General features: G+C 44.6%; 21 protein-coding genes. All 21 read right to left on the reverse strand.

Features of this window, described 5'->3' with window-relative positions:
- Nucleotides 1-6: 6 nt before the first annotated feature.
- Nucleotides 7-861: a carbon-nitrogen hydrolase family protein gene (locus FN961_RS03200; RefSeq protein ID WP_143563089.1), complete on the reverse strand. Its 855-nt coding sequence runs from the start codon at nucleotides 859-861 to the stop codon at nucleotides 7-9.
- On the reverse strand, nucleotides 785-4,954 hold the full coding sequence (locus tag FN961_RS03205; RefSeq protein WP_143563090.1) for a YhdP family protein: 4,170 nt from the start codon (nucleotides 4,952-4,954) through the stop codon (nucleotides 785-787). Before FN961_RS03205 ends, FN961_RS03200 begins: the two co-directional genes overlap by 77 nt.
- Complete coding sequence (gene rng, locus FN961_RS03210) at nucleotides 4,954-6,456, reverse strand: ribonuclease G (protein WP_143563091.1); 1,503 nt, start codon at nucleotides 6,454-6,456, stop codon at nucleotides 4,954-4,956. Before rng ends, FN961_RS03205 begins: the two co-directional genes overlap by 1 nt.
- A gap of 106 nt (nucleotides 6,457-6,562) precedes the next feature.
- Entirely contained in the window at nucleotides 6,563-7,168 is a 606-nt protein-coding gene (locus FN961_RS03215; protein WP_143563092.1) for a Maf family protein, read from the reverse strand.
- A 1-nt stretch (nucleotide 7,169) separates the two neighbouring features.
- Nucleotides 7,170-7,658: a rod shape-determining protein MreD gene (gene mreD, locus FN961_RS03220; protein ID WP_143563093.1), complete on the reverse strand. Its 489-nt coding sequence runs from the start codon at nucleotides 7,656-7,658 to the stop codon at nucleotides 7,170-7,172.
- Nucleotides 7,655-8,551 carry a rod shape-determining protein MreC gene (gene mreC, locus FN961_RS03225; protein WP_143563094.1) on the reverse strand — a complete coding sequence of 299 codons (897 nt, stop codon included), beginning with the start codon at nucleotides 8,549-8,551 and terminating at the stop codon, nucleotides 7,655-7,657. The genes mreD and mreC overlap by 4 nt, the downstream gene beginning before the upstream one ends.
- 92 nt (nucleotides 8,552-8,643) lie before the next feature.
- Nucleotides 8,644-9,690: a rod shape-determining protein gene (locus FN961_RS03230; RefSeq protein ID WP_143563095.1), complete on the reverse strand. Its 1,047-nt coding sequence runs from the start codon at nucleotides 9,688-9,690 to the stop codon at nucleotides 8,644-8,646.
- Nucleotides 9,691-9,930: 240 nt separating this feature from the next.
- Nucleotides 9,931-14,250 (reverse strand): DUF6701 domain-containing protein, encoded by a 4,320-nt coding sequence (locus FN961_RS03235; RefSeq protein WP_185972702.1) that lies wholly within the window; start codon nucleotides 14,248-14,250, stop codon nucleotides 9,931-9,933.
- A complete protein-coding gene (locus tag FN961_RS03240; RefSeq protein ID WP_143563097.1) occupies nucleotides 14,243-14,746 on the reverse strand; it encodes an MSHA biogenesis protein MshP in 504 nt (167 codons plus the stop codon). The genes FN961_RS03235 and FN961_RS03240 overlap by 8 nt, the downstream gene beginning before the upstream one ends.
- Nucleotides 14,736-15,581 (reverse strand): PilW family protein, encoded by an 846-nt coding sequence (locus FN961_RS03245; protein WP_143563098.1) that lies wholly within the window; start codon nucleotides 15,579-15,581, stop codon nucleotides 14,736-14,738. The genes FN961_RS03240 and FN961_RS03245 overlap by 11 nt, the downstream gene beginning before the upstream one ends.
- The gene (locus tag FN961_RS03250; RefSeq protein ID WP_143563099.1) at nucleotides 15,581-16,144 is read right to left on the reverse strand and encodes a type II secretion system protein; all 564 of its coding nucleotides are present in this window, start codon (nucleotides 16,142-16,144) and stop codon (nucleotides 15,581-15,583) included. Before FN961_RS03250 ends, FN961_RS03245 begins: the two co-directional genes overlap by 1 nt.
- A complete protein-coding gene (locus FN961_RS03255; protein ID WP_143563100.1) occupies nucleotides 16,134-16,598 on the reverse strand; it encodes a pilus assembly FimT family protein in 465 nt (154 codons plus the stop codon). Before FN961_RS03255 ends, FN961_RS03250 begins: the two co-directional genes overlap by 11 nt.
- Nucleotides 16,599-16,779: 181 nt before the next feature.
- A complete protein-coding gene (locus FN961_RS03260) occupies nucleotides 16,780-17,289 on the reverse strand; it encodes a type II secretion system protein (protein ID WP_143563101.1) in 510 nt (169 codons plus the stop codon).
- Nucleotides 17,290-17,458: 169 nt separating this feature from the next.
- The gene (locus tag FN961_RS03265) at nucleotides 17,459-17,947 is read right to left on the reverse strand and encodes a type II secretion system protein (RefSeq protein ID WP_143563102.1); all 489 of its coding nucleotides are present in this window, start codon (nucleotides 17,945-17,947) and stop codon (nucleotides 17,459-17,461) included.
- A gap of 4 nt (nucleotides 17,948-17,951) precedes the next feature.
- Nucleotides 17,952-18,476, reverse strand: a complete 525-nt coding sequence (locus FN961_RS03270; protein WP_143563103.1) for a prepilin-type N-terminal cleavage/methylation domain-containing protein — start codon at nucleotides 18,474-18,476, stop codon at nucleotides 17,952-17,954.
- Nucleotides 18,477-18,717: 241 nt separating this feature from the next.
- On the reverse strand, nucleotides 18,718-19,377 hold the full coding sequence (locus FN961_RS03275; RefSeq protein WP_373293340.1) for a type II secretion system protein: 660 nt from the start codon (nucleotides 19,375-19,377) through the stop codon (nucleotides 18,718-18,720).
- 70 nt (nucleotides 19,378-19,447) lie between these two features.
- Nucleotides 19,448-19,954 carry a hypothetical protein gene (locus FN961_RS03280; protein ID WP_185972703.1) on the reverse strand — a complete coding sequence of 169 codons (507 nt, stop codon included), beginning with the start codon at nucleotides 19,952-19,954 and terminating at the stop codon, nucleotides 19,448-19,450.
- Between the two features lie 204 nt (nucleotides 19,955-20,158).
- A complete protein-coding gene (locus tag FN961_RS03285) occupies nucleotides 20,159-21,379 on the reverse strand; it encodes a type II secretion system F family protein (protein ID WP_143563105.1) in 1,221 nt (406 codons plus the stop codon).
- A gap of 63 nt (nucleotides 21,380-21,442) precedes the next feature.
- Complete coding sequence (locus FN961_RS03290) at nucleotides 21,443-23,191, reverse strand: GspE/PulE family protein (protein ID WP_143563106.1); 1,749 nt, start codon at nucleotides 23,189-23,191, stop codon at nucleotides 21,443-21,445.
- Nucleotides 23,188-24,369 carry a tetratricopeptide repeat protein gene (locus tag FN961_RS03295; protein WP_143563107.1) on the reverse strand — a complete coding sequence of 394 codons (1,182 nt, stop codon included), beginning with the start codon at nucleotides 24,367-24,369 and terminating at the stop codon, nucleotides 23,188-23,190. The genes FN961_RS03290 and FN961_RS03295 overlap by 4 nt, the downstream gene beginning before the upstream one ends.
- The gene (locus tag FN961_RS03300) at nucleotides 24,366-25,274 is read right to left on the reverse strand and encodes an ExeA family protein (protein ID WP_143563108.1); all 909 of its coding nucleotides are present in this window, start codon (nucleotides 25,272-25,274) and stop codon (nucleotides 24,366-24,368) included. The genes FN961_RS03295 and FN961_RS03300 overlap by 4 nt, the downstream gene beginning before the upstream one ends.

Here is a 25,274-nt window from a genome sequence, read left to right on the forward strand (position 1 = left end):
TATTGCTTAGGCACTGACAACTTTATGTCTTAATTCAGGTGCTGAAAATCGATTATTAACCGATACAGGCATCTGTTGGCGGATCTCAACTTGTTCACTCTTATCTAGTTTAGTCTGAACCCAACCACATCCATCCATTTTTTGTGCTTGGACTCGTCCCCAAGAGTCGACAATCATACTTTGGCCCCACGTCTCTCGGCTGCCTTGGTTATGTTGACCCGACTGAGCCGCTGCCAAAATATAGCATTGAGTTTCAATGGCACGAGCTTGAATGAGAGGCTGCCAATGTGCAGCGCCAGTAACCTTAGTAAACGCTGAAGGCAGCGCAATCAGTTCAGCCCCCGCTAGGCGCATCGCTCTGAATAAATCAGGGAAGCGCAGATCATAACAGATGGCTAAGCCTAATTTTCCAAACGGCGTATCTATCACGCTAATTCTTTCACCGGGGCAGAAAGTATCGCTCTCTCTATACTCTTTGGTGCCATCTGACACATCAACATCAAACAGATGTAACTTATCATAGTCACCGAGTACATCACCCAAATTATCAAATAGATAAGTACGACTGTAAACACGCCCATCTTCTGAACGAATCGGGATCGTCCCAGCAACGAGATAGATATCATACTTTGCAGCCAGTTGTGACATAGCCGTTTTCAGTTCTGTTGTTTCAGCACCTGCTTCACCGGCATGTTCGAGCTGCTGGCTCTCATGTCCACCAAAAAGTAAGCAACATTCAGGTAAAACAACTAATTGTGGCTCAGCAGAATCTCGTGGAAGAAGCTTAAGCTGCGATTCTATATATTCCAGGTTCGCCGATACGTCTCGACTGCTTTGACATTGTAATAGGCTGATCTGCATCCTTTACGTCCTCTTTAGACTTATCCTTAAAAACTGGCATTGCTTGTATATTCGACTCAGGGATCTCGACACCCGATCCTGTTTCATTTTGATTCTGCGGCTCTGCGCTTTTGACTCTCTGCTCTGAATTGTCATCGACGACAACTTGAATTGGCTCAACTAGAGTAGCAGCCTTAGTCGCTTCCCCTGACTTATTAGTTTGAGCTGCAGGCACCTTGTCTACTTTAGGTAACGCAGATTCAGGGATCTCTATCTCTTTACTCTTACGTTCTAGCTCTTCAATTTTTGGATCTGACATGGTGCCCGTTAAACGGAATCTAAGTTCAGTAATAACTTCAATAACGGGCTCAAGTACTTTGGTCAAAGCAAAGGCACCCAATCCAAAGGTCCAACCGCCTGTAGTGAGTAATACCACAGTCGGCACACTAGAGGCGAGTTGCGGCACAAAACTAATATCGTAATTCAGGCTTTCAGTCATCAAATTAGTGTAACCCCGCACTTTCATATTGCCGGCTACAGCATCCATTTCAGTATCGCGTGTTTTGATCACACCATCATCAATATTCAAAGTCCCGTTGAAGGAGTTAAAGTAAAGACCTTTACCAAACACATCGGAGAAATCCAAAGAGAGCTTTCTCAGCAGGGAATCGAGACTAAACAGTGAAAATATTCTCGCCCCCTTATCACTCACCTCAGAGAGATGACCTTTTCCTAACTTAAAATCAACCAAACCATTTAGGGAATCCAGTGAAAACTCATAGGGAGCGCCTTGCCATAACACCTTCGCATTTATCGCTACTGGCGCATTCTTCAAGCCGGGATCCATGCCAAGAATAGCCGATATATCATCAAACTTAGTGGCGTCTAACTTCACACTGAACTCAGTGATATTCTCGTTAGCGTCTTTCTTCCAAGCTCCTTTACCTGTCAAAGTGACATCAGGAGTAGTAAGAGAGACTGTCTGAATCAAATAATTATTCCCCTCTGGTGTGCCCTGCAAAACCAAGTGACCTAGAGGCATACCATAAAAGCTAAAATCATCTACATCGATCGCTAAGGGCGGCAGATTTTGCAACACGGTATCTGACTTAAATTGCGCATTCTCAGGCTTCTTCACTTTCGGTGCCATATGGAACTTACTGGCCACCAGTTTTAAACCTTGTGTCGACCAATCAGGGTAAAAGTCGACTCGCCCATCAAGTTCATCGGACTCAACCTCAAAACGCCAAACATGTTCAACCGGCTCAGCTTTCATTGTCAGATCGGTTAACGCCTGCCCCATTAGATCTAAGCGATTTATCTTTCCATCGATACTGATTAGCGGCGGGAAAAAATTAGCATTATCTTCGACAGCGCTAACGACATCATGGCTCTCATCCTGCTCAGGATGGGTAAATCGTGTAATGATTGGCAGCCAAGGGGTAAACTCAGTTTGATCAATAGCTAGCTGCAGATGCCCTTTGCTCTTTTTCAGCTGATCGCCTGGTCTAAACAAGCGACCCAGCAGCAGATCGAAATGCGCGAGCTTATTCCCGGAGGTTTGATCAAACCCGCCCCAGAATTCCATCTGTTTACCTAACTTGATCCCGAGTGAAGACTGCTTATTATCTCCAATTAACTCAACAGTTAGCTTACGCGCCTCATCTTTACCTTTAGCAAACGTATTCGGCAAGTCTAAGCCAACACCAACAAGCTCGCTGCTTACCTGAGCTTGTATCCGATAACCGATAGGATCAAAAATCAATGTCATCCCACCATTCCAATTCAGCTCACCCGAGTAGACATCTTTAAGGGGATTATCGAGATAATCAGGCAGTTCTGCCAGTTTCCATGCGCCATCTAACTCAAGGTTAAGTCCGTAATTGCGCCCCATGGTTTCGGTATCAAATGTTAGAGAGACGGGTTGCTGAAACAGCTTTGCTTGAATGTTCTCCCCAGTCACGACATCGTTAACAAAGCTGACTTGACCCGTCACTTCATTCAGCGCGACGCCTGGCTCAGTAATATAAACAGGGGTGCGATCGAAATTAACCAAACCACGGATCAGCTCACTCTCACCATCGTAGAGGGGAATAGAAAGATCCAGATTAGCACCGACCTCCCCTTTAATCTGCACCACGTCCAATGTCGAACCGACAGAATCTGCCAGAGAAGACTGATTAAGCACCCGAGTTGCAGCCTCACCTTGAGTGACTAAATCGGCTTTGACAAGTAGCAGTGAGCGATCCCCTAATTCAGGAATAACCACGCTGGCTCCATCAACTGTCACGTCCAACAATTTACCTTGGTTGATCAAAAGATCCATACGTGCATTTTCAAACAATGCCGCTAAGTTCAATGAGGTCACAGCAGGCCAATCTGGCTGAAACTCGAACTCCGCCTCTTGAATCGTAAAGTCAGCCTGAAAGATGCCAGAATGATCTTGATATGGATAGTTAGCTAATGCGCCATGCCAGAGAACCTTAGCGTCTTGGGTGTTACCTGCTTTCAATCCTGTTTCAAGATACTCAACCAGATCTGTACTCATGCCATGCAGAGGGAAGTAGTTTGCAGCTCTTGATACATCGTGTAGTTTCACATCGGCTAATAAGGCTAAATGTGTACTTTCATCCAAGCCTAAACGCATAGAAGCATCAATAGAGATATCGGGGTTATCTAGCACCAGACGTGGCAGAATTAATGCTTGCGACTTAACGTCATATTTAACATCAAATGCCTCACCATCAAACGCAAGAGGGACCCTAAAAGCAGTGCCAAAATCTAATTGATACTTCTGCTTTGGTAGCGAAAGATACAAGGCATCGGTTTCCCAGCCAAGTTCAATATCCAAGGGCGTAGAGGCTGGAATATCGCCATCAGCCTGCCAGCTCAACTGCTCGACATCGAGCGACAATGCTGGTCCATTTTGCTCATCGATGGAGAATTTGATTGTGTTGAGCTGACCCTTAGGATCCAAAGATTGCCAAGTTTTAAGCCCAGCTAAATCCACTCCTGGGATCAAAGGCAGAAGCGGTAAAAGCGTGCTGGTATCCAGCTTATTCAGCGTGGTCACTAACACTTTATCGCGTTTCTCTGCCGCAAACTTGAGTTCAGGCCAAGCTTGATGATTGGTTTCAAAAGCAAGATCTTGGCTATTCAAACGCCAACCATTCTGGGTAGGAGACCAAGCGAGTCGTCCACCTTTAATTTCGAAATGTTGTTTCTGCTCACTAAGATGCCATTCGAGCCAGCTAGGTTCAAAATCGACTTGAGCAGATGTAATACTTCGCTTGCCAATATCGAGCCAAGCTTCAAGGTTGACCACGCCTTCCAGCGCCAATTTACTTGAACTGTCGAAAGGGGCGGCTTGTCTTGAGGCCCACTCACCCAAGTCCAGCGAACGCGCAGCAAGATAGACCTCTCCGTGTAAGCTGTCTGGCTCATGACCACTGCCTTTAATATCCAGCTGTAGACTTAACAACTCCACATCTGAAGCTGCACTATCCAGATAGAGTTTACCTTGCCCCTGATGCCTTAACTTACTGTTCTTCCATCTTAGGTCTTTGACGTATATGGGTCTGTACTCATGATTTTCACTTAAGAGTTGCAGGCTACCATCACGGATAGAGAAATGGTCTAACTGCTCAAGAAGCAGCTTATAAAGCCAGTCGGTATCGACAGGTGAAGACGGGGTAACCTGATCCACTGTGGGATCGGTTTGGTTCAGTTTATCTATATCTAAAGCCACTTGAACTCCGTCAAATATAACGGTTTCAATCTGGGGGCTTAAGGTGATCACGCTCTGCCAGAAGTCCAGCTTCACATGCACATTATCAACAACTAACGTGAAAGGTAGGTTTTCTTGTGGCGGGAGTACCAGTTGCTTAACCGTCAACGCAGGACCAAATGCTTGCCATTCAGCGGTCAGTTCGCCCACATTAACTTGTACTTGGTATTCAGATTTTATGTAGTTAGCGAGTTCAGTTCTAACTTGATCGAGCTGTGGCAAAAGCCCTCTAAAGAGGCTGACTACCAATGCAAATAGCACCAGTATAATCGCTAAAACTTGCCAGCAACCACGGCTGAACTTTCGAGGACAGAATTTGGGTGACACTACATTATTACCACATCAAACTTGTTTTGTGCATACATGACTTCATTCTGAAAACGCACCCGTTTACCCATATAAACGCCGAGTTCGGCAACCAAATGACTCTCCTCACCGGTTAAGCTATTAAAAACAGAAGGAGAGCAATACACCAGAAATTCATCAACATCATAGCTACGATCTAATCTAATCAGCTCTCTAAAAATCTCATACGAAACGGTTTCAATAGTTTTCAGATTACCCGTCCCTTTACATACAGGGCACTCACCGCATAATACATGCTCTAAACTTTCTCGGGTTCGTTTACGTGTCATCTCGACTAAACCTAAACCGGAGAAACCACTGACATTGGTCTTAACAGTGTCATGTGAAAGCGCAAGCTCTAAGCTGGCAAGCACACGTTTCTGGTGCTCAGCTTTCAACATATCAATAAAATCGATAATGATGATCCCACCCAAATTACGCAATCTTAATTGACGCGCAATGGCATGAGTCGCCTCAAGGTTTGTATTGAATATCGTCTCTTCTAAGTTTCGATGACCCACGAACGCACCGGTATTAATATCCACCGTCGTCATCGCTTCAGTTTGATCTATGATGAGGTAGCCACCGGATTTAAGCTCAACCTTGCGACCTAATGCTCGTTGCACTTCATTTTCAACATCATAAAGATCGAAAATAGGCACTGGGCCATTATAGTGTTCAATTTTCTCGGCAATCTCAGGCATAAACTCATCAGAAAAAGCTTGCAGCTCTTCAAAAGTTTGGCTCGAATCTACCTGAATTTGGTCAAGCTCAGTGCCCACAAAGTCACGCACGATACGTACTGGAAGTGCCAAGTCTTGATACAGTAACGACACGCCTCTGCGTTTGCGGCGCTCACTCACTTTAGACCAAACTCGGCGCAGAAAAGCCGCATCCTGAATAAGCTCTTGCTCGCCCGCACTCTCTGCCGCTGTGCGGATAATAAAACCGCCATCTTCATCGACGAAAGGCTCAGTAATTTTTTTAAGACGTGCGCGGATTTTTTCCGATTCGATACGTTGAGATACCCCAACATGGCTCGAACCAGGCATAAAGACTAAATAACGGGAAGGAAGAGTAATGTCAGTGGTTAAACGGGCGCCTTTGGTGCCTAATGGATCTTTAACCACCTGTACCATGATGTCTTGACCCTGACGGACCAATTCACCGATAGCACGGACAACAAAGTTTCCTTTCTCGCCTTCAGCGACACATTCTGTATGTGGCACAATATCCGATGCGTGTAAAAATGCCGCTTTATCTAATCCGATGTCGACAAATGCAGCCTGCATACCAGGTAGCACTCGACTGACTTTACCTTTGTAGATATTACCGACTAAGCCACGCTTCATGCGTCGCTCTATATGGACTTCTTGCAACACACCATGCTCAACGAGTGCGACTCTGGCTTCAGTCGGCGTCACATTGATCAACAGTTCAGAACCGATCTTTCGCTGTACTCTGTTTTTGACGATGCGACTCATAATCATTCACTCGCTATTGTTCTTTTGGGCTAAACATTCAATGGCTTACTTATTTTCAGCCCATTATTGTCGCCCATAACCAAATGAGCCATTATCATCGTCTTAATTACAAAACACTCATCTCACGCAGCAAAGCTCGAGTCTCTACCATTGGTAAACCCACGACTGCGGAGTAGCTCCCCTCGATACGCTCAACAAAGCTGCCACCGAGGGCTTGTATACCGTAAGCACCCGCTTTGTCCATCGGTTCACCCGTGGCGATATACGCTAGAATATCGGCTTCGGTCAACTCACAAAACTGCACTTTTGTTTCAACTAAGCACGTCACAGTGTTCACACCATCAGTGAGCGCAACAGCGGTCATGACAACATGCATATGACCGGACAAATCAGACAATATCTTCAGCGCATCGGCTTCATTGACTGGTTTACCTAATATTTTATCACCTAGGACAACAATAGTATCCGAGCCCAAAACTAATGGTGAAGATGATTTATTCTCAGCATCGGCATTAAAGAGTACCAAACCGGCTTGAGCTTTCTCAACAGCGAGTCGAACCACAAACGTCTGTGGAGATTCACCTAACTGATGGCTTTCATCGATATCTGCTGATAAAGAGATAAAACTAAAATCGGGCTTTGAGAAGCCCAACTGTGCCAGTAACTCTCTTCGACGTGGAGAAGCCGAAGCCAATATTAACTGCCGAGACATCTTATCTCACCTTATATAAACGCCGCACACGGCGTAAAACCCAAAAAACCCAAGGCCAAATAATCAAGCTAGAGATAGCTGGCAGAAATAGATCCACATTAAAAGTCACATTACCGACGACAAACTGAATCCAAAAAATCACTAAGTGATGCAAACAGATCAAACAGGCGATCATTAACGCTTGCTGCCACATAGGAAAGTTTCGTAATCGCTGAAAGTGCAAGACCACCACATAGATGACGAGCGACATAGAGAGCGCACGAACGCCTAGATGCGCCCCCAACATGATGTCCAGCATCACACCTAGAATCCAAGCTGATAAAATATTGTATCGGTGCGGAAGCGCCATCGCCCAGTAAATCATCACCAGCAATAGCCAGTCTGGTCGCCAAGCTTCTACGAGTTCAGGCAGCGGCATGATCTGAAATAACATGGCCACAAAAAAACTTAACCAAACGACCCAGCGGCCATTGGCAATATGCATACTCATTCGCTCACCTCGGCATTCGCCACCGTTTTTTCCGCTGCTGATAGTATCAATGCAGTTTCATCTTCCAATGCTGCGGATGCGGGCTCATCTGGCCAAATCAACAAGAGATAGCGAATACGATCTAAGGCAGCCAATGGCTGAGCGATAACATTTGCATAATCCTGACCATCGTCTCTGACTACATTCATCACGCGTGCCACAGGGTAACCTTCAGGAAAGCGATTCCCTAAACCAGAAGACACCAATAAATCTCCTACACGAATATCGGTACTTTTGGGTACATAACGCAGCTCAAGCTCATCGAGCACACCCGTGCCAATCGCGACGACTCTGACATCGTTTCGGGTCACCCTAACAGGAATAGCATGAGTCACATCAGATATTAGCAGCACTCGACTAGTGAGCTCACTCACCTGAACAACTTGACCGACGACACCTTGTGCGTCAACAACAGGTTGACCGACAAATACGCCACTCTTAGCACCATGATTGAGAACAACATATTGATGGTAAGGATCACTTGCCACCTCCATCACCTCTGCAACGACCTTCCTCGCGTCCATATGGACGGGAGAGCCAAGTAGAGATCTAAGGCGATCATTCTCCTGTCTTAAGTGTTCGAATCGCTGGAGTCTTTCACTCATCAACAGCTGTTGCCTAAGTAACTCTTTATTTTGCTGAGCTAGCATATTACGAGTAGCTAAACTTTCAGCAGACCAATCTAAGAGTGCTCCGGGGATGTTAGCAATATATTGCAGTGGGCTTAATACAGATGAGATAGATTGACGGACGGGATCGAGTCGGTTGTTAGCCACAATAAGGATCACCGACAAAATAATTGCCAGTGTTAGCCTGAATTGGTTAGAAATACCACGAGCAAATATGGGCTTCATAAAAAAATATAACTAATGAGAAAAACCAGCTGTGAGTATTTGACAGCATAGTGACTAGAAAAGGCGATTAAACACCGCCTTTTCAACATCGATTAATTCTCTTCAGAGAAGAGGTCACCACCGTGCATATCGATCATTTCTAAAGCTTTACCGCCACCTCTTGCAACACAAGTTAGAGGATCTTCAGCAACGATAACTGGAATGCCTGTTTCTTGCATTAACAGACGATCCAGATCGCGGATCAGGGCACCACCACCAGTCAATACCATGCCACGCTCAGAAATATCTGACGCTAACTCAGGTGGAGACTGCTCAAGTGCAACCATCACTGCGCTGACGATACCTGAAAGCGGCTCTTGTAGCGCTTCAAGGATCTCATTACTGTTTAGGGTAAAACTACGAGGTACACCTTCCGCTAAGTTACGACCACGGACTTCAATTTCAAGCACTTCATCACCAGGATAGGCGGTACCAATTGTGTGCTTAATACGTTCAGCTGTTGCTTCACCGATTAAGCTGCCATAGTTACGACGAACATAGTTAATGATGGCATCATCAAACTTATCACCACCAATACGTACTGATGAGGAGTAAACCACACCATTTAACGAAATAATCGCCACTTCGGTCGTACCACCACCGATATCCACAACCATAGAACCGGTTGCTTCAGACACTGGTAAACCAGCACCGATTGCCGCCGCCATAGGCTCTTCAATCAAATACACTTCGCGAGCACCAGCACCCATAGCTGATTCACGAATAGCACGACGCTCTACTTGTGTTGCGCCCACAGGCACACACACTAGAACTCGAGGACTCGGACGGAACACGCTGTTGTTGTGCACTTGCTTGATAAAGTGCTGCAACATTTTCTCTGTCACATAGAAGTCGGCAATAACACCATCTTTCATCGGACGAATAGCTTGAATGTTGCCCGGAGTACGTCCCAGCATCTGCTTAGCTTCGGTACCAACAGCTGCTACAGATTTCTGGCTACTACCTCGTTCGCCACGAATTGCCACAACAGAAGGTTCGTTAAGTACGATACCCTCATCGCGAACGTAAATTAAAGTATTAGCCGTACCCAAATCGATCGAAAGATCGTTAGAAAAAATGCCACGCAGCTTCTTGAACATGTACCCAGCCTGTCTTAGTCGAGTCTGAAAATGGAAAAATCAGGTAACTCTATCAACGTCCCTGCAATGAAACAAGTGCGATGAGGTTAACATTTGCTAATGAAGCAATTTATTTGTGTTTATCATGAAAATGACCACTAAAAGGGGTCATTTATGCTCAAGAAAATACGCAATACACCATTCAGTGTAGTAAACAAGATCCGACGTTATTTAAGGTCGGTTTATTAGGAGCGTCACCGCTTAATTCACTTCACGCCAATAGATCACTTTGTCATGGCCACGATATCGACCAAAATAGGCACTCGCTCTTGGATTAGAAAGCGCACCATTGTTATCCCAGTTCCAATACCATTGTAACCATTGTGGAACATCTAAAGGCGCGGTCACTTGTCCTCGATAACGGTTAGGTGTCGCAGTCAAAGACTGCCAAAGTAGTTCGAACCGCCCTTGAGAAAAGTTACTGTTTGTCCCACCTATCCGTGAAACAGCCTGAGTGCCTGCCAAGACAGGATCATAGGTCACCCCAGAAGTCGGCAGCGCAGTAGAGGTTATATTGGTACAACTATCTAATGTGTTAACCGCCCATTGAGTCCCATTCCAGAATTCAGCTACCACAGGCATTCTTAATATCTCAGTCTCAGGCCCATATGCATTAGATAACACAACACGACCATGACGATAATGTTGAGTAGCGAGCTCCTTGGCGTTACAGCTAGTTGAAATAGAGCAATCATCAGCTGTACCCGCATTCATATCTGGAGAGCTTATCAACACACCATCAGTGTCAGTCACTTTAAGACCAATAGTCATAGAGGGATAAGCGCCATCAGTTGCGCTATTTAATAAACGGGTAAATTGAATATTATCACTGACAGTCTGAACGCCTTGATTTGCTTGAATCCAGTTAAAAGCGGTTAATCCAGTTAGCCTAGATTGATAATTCACTCCGGCATTCGCATTCTCAGCCACAAGCAGTCCTGTACCTGAAGCAAAACTAGCAAAATAATTCTTTGTCGTATTGCCACTGACATTTCTGGCCCTAACATTCATCGTTAGTAATGTTGGTTCATCCATGTAAGTAAACCCACCAACCCCACATGCTGCGGGCATACTGGGATTGGGGAGTACTTGAAAGTCATTAGGATAAAATCGCCCTACAGGAGCACTCGTCCCAGACTCAATAGGCCTATTGATACCAAAATATAATGGAGGGGGATTAGCTGTGATAGTAAATACCCCTACCTCCGAAACTGCTCGAGTAAGCGTATTGATACCATCTGCTCCGACCACATGATTATAATCCGCAATCGGGTCAGCATCGACACCACCGCTAGGCGCCACAAGGTTAAACTTCAGATCTATGTCTTGATGAACATAATTTGGCGTAGATAAGTTATTGCATAAGTCAGTATCACTATCACTTGCCCAGGCCATCGCCTGCACATTAAATGTAAAACTTTCACCCGCTTTTTTAAAAGCAGGACAGCTCGCATCTCCAGCAGAACACGTTGTTTCAGGTAACACACACAAACCTTTAGGATAACGAACAAAGGTGTCTGCACCGTCCATGATTAACCCGGCTTCATCTCCAGTCCCGGTATAACGGGCATTTAATGTCATCTGGCCAGCATCGGCATAATTAACATCTATGCTTGCCTGCCCTTGGGCATTAAAGGTTAAATTGAGTGGTACTGCTCCACCCGAATTTAAACCTGCATCAATCTGTGTTGATCCTGAGGTCACTTTGACTTTCTGTGATCCTGTACTTGGGCTGGTATAGCTGCTCCAAAATGCCACCGATTTAGTTCCATTGGCGAACCCCGCTATACATTGCTTCGTCACTTCATCTTTCTTCACTGCGTTAACGAGAATATTCTGTGACGGTTTATTAGAGAATTCATCCGGAATGCCATTGTTTGGTGACGCATTAATATCGCCGAATACAAAGCCACTGTCTGCATAAGTTAGCGTACAGTTTGCTACAGAGGGTGCAGAAGTGCCTACACGGCAGAGAGTTTGGCTAAAAGGCTTGGCGCCGGGAACTGATCCCGTCACACCCATTGTCACGCTACCTAAGGTCGTTCGACTTAACTGAATTTGTGCACTTCCACCAGTGAAAGTCACCTGATTACCTGACACTCCAGTGCCACTCCAACCACCGCCACCAGTAACAGTTGCAGGGCTCAGTGTCGCAGTAACCTGCTCTTGTACCGTTTGAGTACACGCTGCATCTGCACACGCTTTAATCGTGACATTCTCAGGGCTGCACGTCAGCCCTGTACCAGAGTGGGTAAATTCGAAGTGATCGATAACCACGCCAATAGGTCGAGATTCTAATGCACAGATTTCAACATTATCAATCTCATGAATATTGGTTGCACCACCTGTCGATCCCGTTAATGAGAGAAGAAAATCGGCAGGAGCTGCAGCTTGTCCAGTTTCGTTAGCAGCATCGAAAGCCGGAACAATTGAGACAAACCCACCACTGGTTCTTCGTTCAACTTCGACGATTGATTGGCCCGCAACTCTGGAGTCGACAGTAATACGGTATCTATGTGTCGGACTGCCGTTATTATCATCTACTTTAGGGTTTAAGCAGTCACCGTTAGTGTTAGTAGTACCGTTATTACACGCGCCTTTTAGATAACGATAACCCGTGGTACCAGATCCTGAACCACGTATCGCGACACTTTGCCGCCTTTGTCCCACATTTGTCGTTGTACTGCCTTCCCCTGAAAAGTTTCCGTATTCATCGATACCAAACCCTAACCAACCACCAGCAAAGCCATCAACATTACTTCGTGCGCCATAACCTAAAGGTCCACCTGCCGCACCGGGTTGCGGTGTCACAGCGGCATCTGATAGCACTACAGCAATACCATCTGCACCACTGCCACCATAAGCAAAATGATCAAATTCAATGACAACTAAGTTATCTGCCGCAAGAAACAGTCGTTGATAAGTCGCTGAGGTTGCTTGATTACCAACACTCTGCGTTTGCCTTAAACGTCCACCGACGATAGCAGGAGTGAAATTACCGCTACTTCTTGCGACCACCCAACTGTCCGTTAAACTTCCTTGGGAAAAGTCGTCATTAAAACAGGTTAACTGCCGCTCCTTCTTCTCTAACGCAACAAAACTATAATATTCATAGGTATGATTTCTATCAGTGTCGCGGTATGTATCCTCATCGACCACCATACTGACTCTATTTTCAGTCAGTTTACAACGCCGTAACCAGCCACCATCACCACCACGTCTGGAATTTTTACCAGCCACGAGTGTCGGTGTATTACTGAAACCCGTTAATATCCCCTCGTTGGCACATTGAGCCGATAAATTACCTGAATTAGTTGATAATGTTCGATAATTCCGACCAAACTGATAAATAATTTCATCACCATCAAAATTAAAGGTGCCAGTGCCTGACTCAATTGCCAAATAGCCAACTCTCTCATTTTGTAATGAATTAATGAAGCCAGGACGACATCGGCTTCCTGAACGCACCTCTGATGCTTCGAGAGCCAATTGAATACCAGAATTGTTAAACTCCGATGTAGTTGTTAACCAACAATTATTGACAGAGGTGAGCTTTTGATGCAAAACAACATCGAGATCTGAATCCAGAGAGATGTTGGTATAAGGACTGCCATCAACACCAAATGCCTCATCTTGGTTTATCACCTTTGCCACTAATTCAGTGCCGTCAGACAACTCATGCTCACCCGGAGTCACTGCAATCCAATGCACTTCTGTCATGGCTAATGAAGCTTTATAACGATTCCCTGCACTAACTGGTTCTTGTTTACTCCATGTGAAACCTGTACTGGTGATATTAGTGGGAAACACCGAAGCTGGACCATCATTAGCATCAGGGGTATTCGTTGAAATGGTCGGCATTAGGAAAACTATCGGGGTAACTCCCGTTTCGAATGGCTTCTCAAACGTGACAGTGCCCGATGATGCTTTTCCGAATTGAAAATTAAACGAAGATTGGGTATTCGTACACATACTGCCAAAATCGGCATCTTGGATAGCATCATCTTCGAAATCGACCTCTCCGTTGCCACTAATGGAGATTGCGCCAGCTGACGCTAAGGCACCATTAATCTCAGCATTGCCGGCCATACTGACGGAGCCGCCAACATAGACAATGCCATTAATTTTATTATTCCCCGCAACTGAAAATGAGCCTCTGATATAAATAATCAGATCCTCAGTTTCACCAGAACCATTAAGATTTGAATTATTTAGGGATAAGTTATCGAAATAGAGACGCGTTGTTTTACCATTAGTTGTTAAAGATGAGCCGTTATTAAAACTGCCATTATCAAAGTCATAATCTCCAGGCATAAAATTAACGCTACGCCCCGAACAGCCACTGCTAGTACACGTTAAGTTGCCTAAACTGGGGCCAATATCAGTTGGCGGGGTTAACCCATTAGGACCTAAGTTGGCAGTAGGAGGATCGGTAAAAACCACATCGCATTGAGGAACTGCGATAGCAAAGGTAGGAAGTAGAAATATAGACAGTATTATCAAACGCACAATATTAATCACGGGCTTCAACCTCAACGCTGCGACTGACGCGTAAACAGTTAACATCATTTCCAGTGCAATTTCCGGTCTCACAGCTTGCCACACTTGTTATTCTGTACTGCGTGATACTGGCAATGACATTGGTGCTATCGCAGGTAATCACAACACTACAGCCATGAAAACCAACAAGAGAAGGATTATCAGTGCCAGCATTCCATGGGCTGGTAACATTACTGCACGAAGTGGCAGTGTTATCAGTAGCAGTTAAAGGAAATAGTTGAGCCAACGCCCTATCGGCACCAGAATTAGCTGTCGCAAACGCACGCGTGCCCCACACCTCTAGATTGACCTGCTCATCAGCATCCTCGAGCACATTGAGTAATGAGGTTGCCATCAGAAACATCACTGTGATCACAAAGATACCGATCACCAACGCGCTCCCCTGTTGAGATGAAGGAGGGTTCTTTGAATAAGTACCTTGAGAGGCATTTGCGAACACAATCTTATTAGGGGACATTAATCACCTGCACTTGGTGCTGATACTGAAACACTTGGCCATTAACCGAAAACGTAGGGGTTAATTGAAGCATGGCATTATTAACTAAACTTGATGGCGTTAATAGAATAGGTTGATCACTCACCAGAGCCAAATTATTGATAATTTCCTCAGCCATTAATGCTCCACCCGTCATTGTACTGGGAGTTGGTTGCGTCGATTGCAACCCATAGCCAGCATAGCGCCATAAAGTACCATCGGTGCCATTGGATTGAAAACAATAGCTAACCGGACCATTAATCATAAAGTATCGTTTAATGGGAGAGGCTTCTGCAAATCTTACCGCTCTATCGAAAGTAACAAGCCCGCTGGCTTGACTAAACGTATTGACATCAAATAAACGCCCAGAGGTTCCAGCAGGCGTCGATGCATAAATATCCGCAGTTTTTAATGGATAAACAAGCATCTGATGAGCATTGTTGATTCCTTGAGAAGGAGGCAGAACGGTGCCTGTAACACTTGCTGGAAAAGGAGAGAATGGTAAGTCAATGTATGATGCACTTGCCTGAATAGGCACAAACTCGACACATTGGTAGTTCGCATTCGTGCTCGGAGGAGCTGGATTTAACCGTATACTATTAGGCACTGCGTTTCTCAGTTCCCGAGTCATACGTTCAAGACCAAAACGACTTTGCCCCAACACCTGCTCAACTGACGTGGAGTCGATAAATATTCGTGTGCCCAAGACAACAAAGCTACTCACGCCTAAGACTAAAACCCCTAGGACAATAATCACGGTAACCATCTCAACTAAGGTGAAACCAAGGCTTAGTTTTATTCCTTTAATCCCCTTCATTAATAATTACTCCGAATGGCATCATAGGTGATGACCTCACCACTTGGCGTCGTCACACTAATGGCGATAAGTTTGCTGTTTCTGTTTGCATTCGGGTAGGTAACACTGACCGATAATAGATAGTTCTTATATTGGCTTGAATAGGTGTCGGTAGAGTTTAGCATCAGACTATTTTGATTTAAGCCATTGTAGTCATCGACATCATTAAATGTGTTTCGCACTTCACCTGCGTCAGGCCCTAAGCTTGCCGCGGGGGTGCAAGCTAATCCTGCTGGCAAGCCCAAATCAGGTCTGGCTGCAGCACCGCACGCAGGTACTCCACCGTTGGCATTGGTATTTTGATCATAACGCTTACCCCAAATTTCATTAAGAATTGAGTGTGCTAATTCAGCAGAACGTACCCTATGTAGAGTGTCAGCGGCGCGATCAGCTTGAGGAAATAACATGGTTGCCAGCAACACTAAGGCAATGCTAAGCACGACCATGCCGACAACAAGCTCTATCAAGGTAAAGCCTTTAGAGCGACCAGATACCAGAGTTTGCTTAAAGAGGTTAGCGACCATGAATATACCCCTGGCTTTCAATGCTAATGACTAACGTATCATCTGCAGTCACATTTATGCAGGCTCCACTGCAACCTAAGCTAGGAATACCATTATTGTTACTGATGAAATCGACATTGAAGCTGGTATTACTATTACTCACAAGGGCAAGATTTGAATTCCCTTCAAAGTTACGTTTTGATTCAGTCGGATCCATATCAACTGTGCACGCTAGGTCGCTAAATCTCTTAAATTGATAACCTTGAGTATCTACTGCCACTCGGTAGCATTTACCCTGAGTGTTCATTGCAAAGATCTGAGCCTTACGCAGCTCGCTAATGAACTCATCACGCAGCGTAAAAGCACTGTAACTGGAACTCGTCAACATACGCGGCAGAACAACCACAGAAAGTATGCCTATCAAAATAATTGTGGTCACTAACTCTACCAGAGTAAACCCTGTCTCTCTATGCATCAGTTCCCCACCTATCAAGGCTTTATGTTTTACGCTAACGGTTATTTTCCAATAACTTATTATGTATGGCAAATAAAGTTATGAGCTTAAGCCATGATACACACGATACACAGTTATACCATGTATAAAAAGACCTGCATTGCAGGCCTATAAACTTGAACTGGATACCTCTCACGTGTCTCTAGCAAGCAAAAGGATCTTGTGCGCCTGTCGGTGTGTAAAGTGTATAAGTCGGCGCAGATGTTGCCGTCGCAGCCGCGTACACAAAATTACAGGTATCAGCTGGCGCCCCCTGAGGACTAAATGCTAGCCCCCCTGTCACGGCGGTTGCCACCCAGCTGCTAGCATCTATATCCATAGCAGTACCAATCACAGCAGCTGTTTCTGGCAAATAGCCATATACCGTTTGTATCGGAGTTCCCGTGCCGATGTCCACACCAGCGGTGTTCCCTGTATTGGCAGCCCAACCTGCGGCATCAGCAATACGATCTTCACCGGCAACAGATGCTTTTGAAAACACCAGAGAATTGGCCCCCTGCAAAGATGCCCTAAAGCCATCTAAAGTAGAGGCTTTAGCATCCCCTTGGAGATTGATAAATTTAGGCGCTGCGGTTACCGCTAAAATCCCTAAAATGATGATTACCACCACTAATTCGATCAAGGTAAAACCTAGCTGCTTTGTTCTTATCATCTCTTCGCCTCTATTTAAATTTCATCATCACACTTGGTGCGCAACCAAGGTAGCTTAATCTCAGTTTAGTCAAGCATTTGGATTTTGGACAATTGGTGATAGGGAAGACATAGCTTCGATTTAGATATAAAAAAGGCCTGCGATGCAGGCCTTTTTTATCAAAATTTCATTAACAATTATCAGCTACAACATCATAATCAGGCAAAGTTGTTGCTGTTGCATCAGTATACTCAACAAAACACTTCTTGGTTGCACTAGGAGTGATATCCGCAGGATAAATAATAATATCAGCTGCTGATAAAGCTCCAGGCACTGCAATAGTCCATTCTGAACCATCACTTTCTAATACTTTCCCAATCTCAGCAACATCAGCTTTTACATAGCCATATACAGCTTTAATATCGTCAGTACCATCACCAGTAGTATCTACATTATTAGCATCAGCTGCATTTGCATCTTTCTCTTTGCCCTGAATAGCTGCTTTAGAGTAGAGAATTGTATTTGCGCCTTGCAACGCAGCTTTCATACCATCAAGGGTTGATGCACGAGCATCACTTTGTAAATTGATAAACTTAGGTGCTGCTGTAACTGCAAGAATCCCAAGGATAATAATAACAACTACTAGCTCGATTAAGGTAAAGCCATTTTGTTTTTTCATAATATTAACAACCTGTAGTCGTAGTAGTAATGGCCGCTGGAGTAATCACCCCACTGGTAGCATTCTTAGAAGCTGTAGTATAATTAAGACGGCAATCTTCAGACGTTTTTTTCCCTTTAGGAACAATAATAAAACCTGTAGCTGTATTGCCTCCTACAGCCCAATCATCAGTTGCAGCTGTAGTTCCATTTGATAATTCACCAAATGTCATATCCATGGCATTCTCTAAATTATCAGTAACTGTACCTATAGTCGCTGAACTATTAATGTTACCGTAATCAGTAGTAACTACAACTCCAGTTGCCACTGTAATACTAGCACCCGCATCAGCCTCTTTCCCTGCGATAGCTGCTTTAGAATAGATAAGAGTATTTGCCCCTTGAAGAGCCGCTTTAACTCCTTCGACGGTTGATGCACGAGCATCTGACTGTAGATTGATAAATTTAGGTGCTGCAGTCACTGCGAGAATACCTAAAATAATGATCACGACGACTAACTCGATTAGGGTAAAACCACTTTGTTTATTCATTTAAAACCTCATTTACAAACTATACAGTTATTTTATACAGTTAAATTATCTATAAAAATTCAGTCAGTCCTTTTGACACTATCGATTCAAAACATGTATACAATCTATGTGTCTAAACCTTTTTATTATTAACGCTCTACTAACTTGTACCTATTAAATCTTTATACCAGTTAAATCTTTCTATGTACTATTTTACGTGTCATTCACTTCGCCATAATGACAGAGCAGCGACTCGTATAAATTATAAATCATTGGAGAAACTGACCACTTGGCCTGTTCCTGGGTTGTAAGTCACGCCCTTAGCACCTGCCGTTGTTAGGTTCGGTTGCGGATTTGCGACACCTGTTGTCGGATCCAACTTGAGTGAAGCAATTAAATGATACACACACACATCCAATCCGGGAACTTGCTCACCTGTGATTGCTGTACCTGTGCCGCCAATATTGCCTATCACGCTCACCACATACCTCTGCTTACGCGCATCTTGATTGATCTGCACATTACGAGGTGCATTTTGCAAAACAGCATTAAACACTTCCTGACACGTCACATTTGTCATCGTAGTCGCATCGGTATTACCAACACCAGATTCTGGCGATCCCGTAGGAAAACCAAATCTCTCGTCCATATAAGTCCTAGTACCGTCAAGCACCACAGAGTCATTTCGACGCCCGTCGACTTCCCACTGTGCACGAACAAAACCAACTGCCGTTGCTAATCCACCTGATACACCATCAACACTCGCATCTTCAGCATCATCGGTAACATTTAAAAAGCGAGGGATTGCTGTCGCCGCTAACAGACCTAAGATAACAATCACGATCACAAGTTCGATCAACGAAAAACCTTTTTGTGCTCTATTTCTTCGGTTTTTCATATAACCCTTAATCTGCTTATTCATGACACCCCCTATTAATATCGAACAATTCTAACAGTTCATAGCATTTTGGAAACCTATGAAATAACTAAATTTAGTCTTTCGTCAAAAATTTTACTCGCCCAGTCCCGAGATTGTAACGTAACTGAGCGGAATTATTATCAATATAGCTACAAACGTTTCCTGAAACATCGAAAGCAGTTACAACGTGTTGCCTTTCAGCCTCTCGCCCCAATAACTGACTCCAAAGTTGTTCACATCCCACCATATCTCGCTGGTTTGGTAAAGGCCAGCCTCCTTTACTCATTTTAATCAAGGCTAACTCTGGCTGTTCATGCTTATTTGGGGCATTTCCGTCGAAAGAGTTCCAATCTAAAGGCATCAGATCAGGTCTCCCTTGCGTAAACCATTGAGCTTTCACCATTGCTAACATGTTAATCAGCTTGGTATGCTCTCTTTTGAAACTTTGTGCACCAACGTTATCCACTGAACTAAAATATTTAAATCCTAAAATAGTTAACAACGCCAAAATAAGCAGTATCGAAACCACCTTGCCAAATACATGCAGCAATTCACCATCAGCTTTCTGCTGGTTCTGCATACTATTTATATCCCCTAACCTGCTTAAGCATTAGTTTCTACCCTTAACGACGTTGAGCATGTCCCACCAATGAGATAGGTAGATACTTCTTTGTAAACAGCAAGAAATAGTCATTCTTTAGTTACTACCTTTAACTACGTTGAGCATGTCCCACCAATGAGATAGGTAGATACTTCTTTGTAAACAGCAAGAAATAGTCATTCTTTAGTTACTACCTTTAACTACGTTGAGCATGTCCCACATTGGTAGGTAGATACCCAGTGCCAATATCAATACTATGCAGGCTACAAAGCCAATTAAAATAGGCTCTAGCTTAGCCGTTAAGTTTTTCAAATCGTAATCAACTTCACCTTCGTAGAAATCTGCTGCATCATTAAGCAACTGATCTATCTGTCCTGTCTCTTCCCCGACGGCAACCATTTGAAGTACCAACGGCGTGAATAGATGACTCTGGTTAGACACCCTTAACATTGAATCACCAGATTCGATTCCACGGCGCATTGCCACGATACTATCGTGCATATAAGCATTATCCACGGCATCTGCGACCAAACTGAGTGCTTGAGTCATAGGGACACCCGCACTGAGCATCATTGAGAAACTTCGACAGTAACGTGACAAGGTTGAACGTTCGATAATACTCCCTACTCCCGGAATATGTAGCTTCCACTTATCCCACTGTTTCTCGCCTTTCTCAGTGCTGTGCCAATAGCGAATACCGATAAATCCACCTACCGCTCCAACCAACATAAACGGCCAATAATTAACAAATACACTTGAAGTGCCTATGAGTATTTTAGTAGCCCAAGGCAAGTCAGCTCCGAAGCGAGAAAACATCTCGGCAAACTTAGGGATAACCATAATGTTTAGGATCACCATGGCTAAGGTGATCGCCCCCAAAACAAATATGGGATAGCGCATCGCTGCTTTAATCCGGCGGCGTGTTTCTTGCTCACGTTCTATATAACCGGCAAGCTGAATAAAAGCGTCCTCTAACTTACCCGTGTTTTCACCTACGTGAACCATAGAGACAAATAGCGCACCGAAGATATCTGGATGATGGTTCATCGCTGAAGATAGAGGTCGACCTGAAGTCAGCTGCTCGGTAATATCTTGCAATGCGTCCTTCATTCGCTGAGAGTGGGTCGTTTCTGATAAACCAGCAATAGCACGTAACATTGGAATACCAGAACGTGTCAGCGAATACATCTGTCGTGCAAAAATTTGCAGCTCATCCAAGCCAACCTTAGCCTTAAACATGCTCCCCAGATCAAACGAGACTTTCTCTTTGTTCTCATTAAGTTCTAACGGGATCACCGAGCGAGACATAAGTTGATCCGCGGCCGCATTTTCCGTAGCAGCGTCAACCACACCAGTCACTTGCTTGCCCTGCGCATCTCGACCTCGATATTTATAGACTGGCATTCGCTCTTCCTATAACCCTAGCGCTGTTAGGCATGTCATGGTCAATGTAAGCAGTTTTCATCATCAAACCTCTGTCTCATGTCGTTTCAATAGCGACGCTTGAGATTCGGTGACATCTTCAACCAATTTGGCGACTTCCTCGATAGTAGTCTTTCCCTCAGTGAGATATTTCATTGCAGAAACAGCCAAGGGAGTGAAATTAGGACTCTGGTGAGCAGCTCGAGCAAAATCTTGAGGATTACCTGTACGCATGGCATCAACCATAGACTCGTCCAACTCTAATATTTCAAATACACCAACACGACCACGGTAACCACTACCATTACAGCTCTGGCAACCAGAGCCCACTCTAAACGAGGCCTCTGAGAAGTCATACTGGCTGACCGAATCTATCCAAACTTTATCTTGGGCAGTTAACTGATACTCTTTCGCACAGTTTTCGCATACTCGTCTCACGAGTCGCTGGGCGATAATGACTCTTAATGCACTCGCTACTAGGTAGCTTGCAGCCCCCATGTCCAATAGACGCAACGCACTGGTTATAGCATCGTTAGTGTGCAGGGTTGATAGTACAAAGTGACCTGTTAACGCGCCCCTCAGTCCTATTTCTACGGTCTCTTGATCACGCATTTCACCAACCATGATGATATCGGGATCTTGACGTAAAGTGGTTCTAAGTACACTGGAAAAATCTAAACCTATCTTATGATTAACTTGAACCTGATTGATTCTTGGTAGTTGGTATTCCACAGGATCTTCAACGGTAATGATCTTGCGATCCGGAGTGTTTAACTCACTCAACACGCCATACAAGGTTGTGGTTTTACCACTACCTGTGGGACCTGTTACCAACAACATACCGTGTGGACGCTTAATCTGTTTGCGCACTCGAGCTAAAATCTCTGGCGGCATACCCGTTTCGTTCAAGGTTAGCAGTCCAGCAGATTGATCCAGAAGACGCATTACGACTGACTCGCCGTGATAGATCGGCATCGTTGACATACGCACATCAATCTTATGCCCTTTGATCTCCATATGAAAACGCCCATCCTGGGGCAAGCGTTTTTCTGAAATATCTAAACCGGCCATCAATTTCAATCTTAATACGAGAGCCGCAGCAATACTCGATTCAGGCAGAGTATTTTCGTGTAACTGACCATCAATACGCTGACGTATTCTTAATACTTTTTCACCGGGTTCAATGTGAATATCTGATGCACGCATCTGCACTGCATCTTCAAAAATAGATTGAAGCAACTTAACAACGGTTGTTTCATTGTCACTGTCACCATCGGTGATGCTGGCTAGATCGAATTGATCATCTGCGGCGTATTCTTCTTCAAGTTTTCCTGCAATCGCAGCAATTTGATCCGTTCTACGATATAAATGATCGAAAGCATCGAGCAGTTGTTGTTCTGTGACCACCGCGATTTTCATCGCCTTAGGCGCGAGTATGACCTCGATATGATCCATCGCTTGAAGATCGGCAGGGTCACTCATTGCTACTAGCGCACTATCACCGTTATCTTCAACGACCAAAGCACGAAAACGACGTGCTTGCACCTCAGGTAATAAGTTAACAACTTCTGCAGGGATCGCTCTGCGACTGATATCAAGAAACGCTATATTGAGCTGCTGAGAGAGGAACCTGAGTAACTGTTCTTCAGATAGACTGTTCAAATCGATTAGGGTACGGCCTAATTTCTTTCCGGTGCTTCTCTGTTCACCCAAAGCCTGAGTCAGTTGAGATTCACTAATGATCTGCTCTTGCACAAGCAGATCACCTAAACGCATTTTTAACTTCGGTTTCACTGACTATCTCCTAACTGCGCCAACCTATTCTCAATATAATCTACCGCTTGTGCCGATAAACCTTGCTCTGGCACTGATCTGAAAAATAGTGCCTGTTGATAGGCTTCTATCGCGGTTGTATATTTTGTTTGTGCGTCAAGTGCATACGCTAAACCCATCCACCAACGACTTTGGGTCGCTTCCGTTTGTAGTAACTTACGGTAGCTCTTTTCAGCCAGCGGGTAGTTTTTAACCTTCTGCGCTATGCTGCTTTCCTGTGTCCATTTCTGCTTACTCATAGAGGCGTCATCGGGAATTCTATTTAAACTAGTCAATGCTTGCTGAAACTCTCCTCCAGCCTGTTGAACGCGAGCCAGTAACATTAGGTAATCAAATCTCTGAGGAAACAATTCAATCCCCTGCTTTAAGATCTCACTGGCTGACGCTAAACGCCCCTGCCCGTAATAAAGCGCTGCAAGTCGCTGCCTTGCTTTGTGCAGTTCTGGAGTTAATGTTAATGCCTCAAGGTAGTATTCGATAGCATCTGGCAAATACCCATTCTCTTCTGATTGAGTTGCAAGTTGGAAACGTTTTTCTGCCAATTGAGAATTGGATAATTTCACCTCAGTGATGGCCATTGAACCGACACTGGTCTTAGGTTTACTCACAGGTGTCGAAGCTCTCACGACGACAGGGGCTATGAGTTTCTCAATCGGTTCATTCTCTGTGGTCTTAGCAATTTGCTGTGCCTCACTTACTGGCGGAGCACTATTCTGAGTTATTGCTAGCACAGGTTTAACGACTTGAACTTTAGTCTCGTTCTCAATTTTGTCAGCAACTTTTGCCACTGATGAAGCTGTAGGTTGAGCGCTTAAATTGGGCGCACCTAGCTCTTCATCATCTTCATTGTTAACACTCGCAAGTTGTGAGCTCTGCTCTACCATTGGCTGAGCAGGAGCAAGAGTCTTGCTTTCTGTCGACTCAATTTGTGGCTCCACACTCACACTGTTTTGGGTCAGAAGCTCCCAGTTATACGCCATGCCTGAGATGAATAGAACACAAACCAGCGCGAGCAAAACCCAAGGTGTTTTCGAAGAGGAAGTCGAACGATACTGCACAGGTGCAACATTCATGTTCTCTAGAGAATGCGGCTGCTGCCGCTTATCTAAATCTTTAAGCATGGTGTTTATCACACTCATGAGGCTGCTCCATAAAAGAGATGCACGCCTAATCCAGCTAATGCCGACATGATCCCTAATCCCATACACCACAACCATTTTGTTTGGAACGACAAATTAGCATCTTGAGTGTCAGATATGGCTGCCTTAATATGCTGGTATTGAACTCGTGTAGCGCCTTCACCAAAACTGAGCAGTAATGCTTTATGTGCCAATATATTGATCAATCTCGGGATCCCTCTGGCTGCAAGTGCCAAAACACGTATATCCTTATCGGTAAACAAAGGCTCACCAACACGGCCAGCCACTGACAAGCGATGCTGCACATAAGCACAGGTTTCATCCTTCGATAACGCCCTTAATATGTAGCTAAAAGTGATCCTTTGCCTTAATTGTCTAAAATGATGCAAGTTGAGGCGTTCATCCAACTCAGGTTGAGCAAACAGTACCACTTGCAACAACTTACGACTCTCGGTTTCTAAATTAGTGAAAAGTCGCAAAGCCTCGAGACTATCGTCGGGCAGAGCTTGAGCCTCATCAAGCACTAACACTATTGAGTGTCCGTGAGCAGAGAGCGCAAGTAATTGCTGTTGGATCAATCCAGTAAGCTGCATCTGATCAATATTGGCAGAATACTTAAGCCCTAATTCCAAGGCTACCGCCCACCTCAGTTCAGCAGGTGAAAGATAGGGGTTGGGTAAATATGCACAATGAAATCGCTTAGGTAACTCATTCATCAACTTCCGACAAATCAATGTCTTTCCCGTACCCACTTCACCAGTGACTTTAATAAACCCTTCACCGGTTTGTAATGCCATCTGCAACACTTGCAGAGCCTCTACATGGGGCGCGAGACCAAAAAAGAACTCAGTATTCGGAGTCAAAGAAAAAGGCGTCTCCGTTAAACCAAAGTGCTGCTGATACAA

Origin of the sequence: Shewanella hanedai (genome assembly GCF_007197645.1) — a bacterium.
Taxonomy (GTDB): domain Bacteria; phylum Pseudomonadota; class Gammaproteobacteria; order Enterobacterales; family Shewanellaceae; genus Shewanella; species Shewanella hanedai.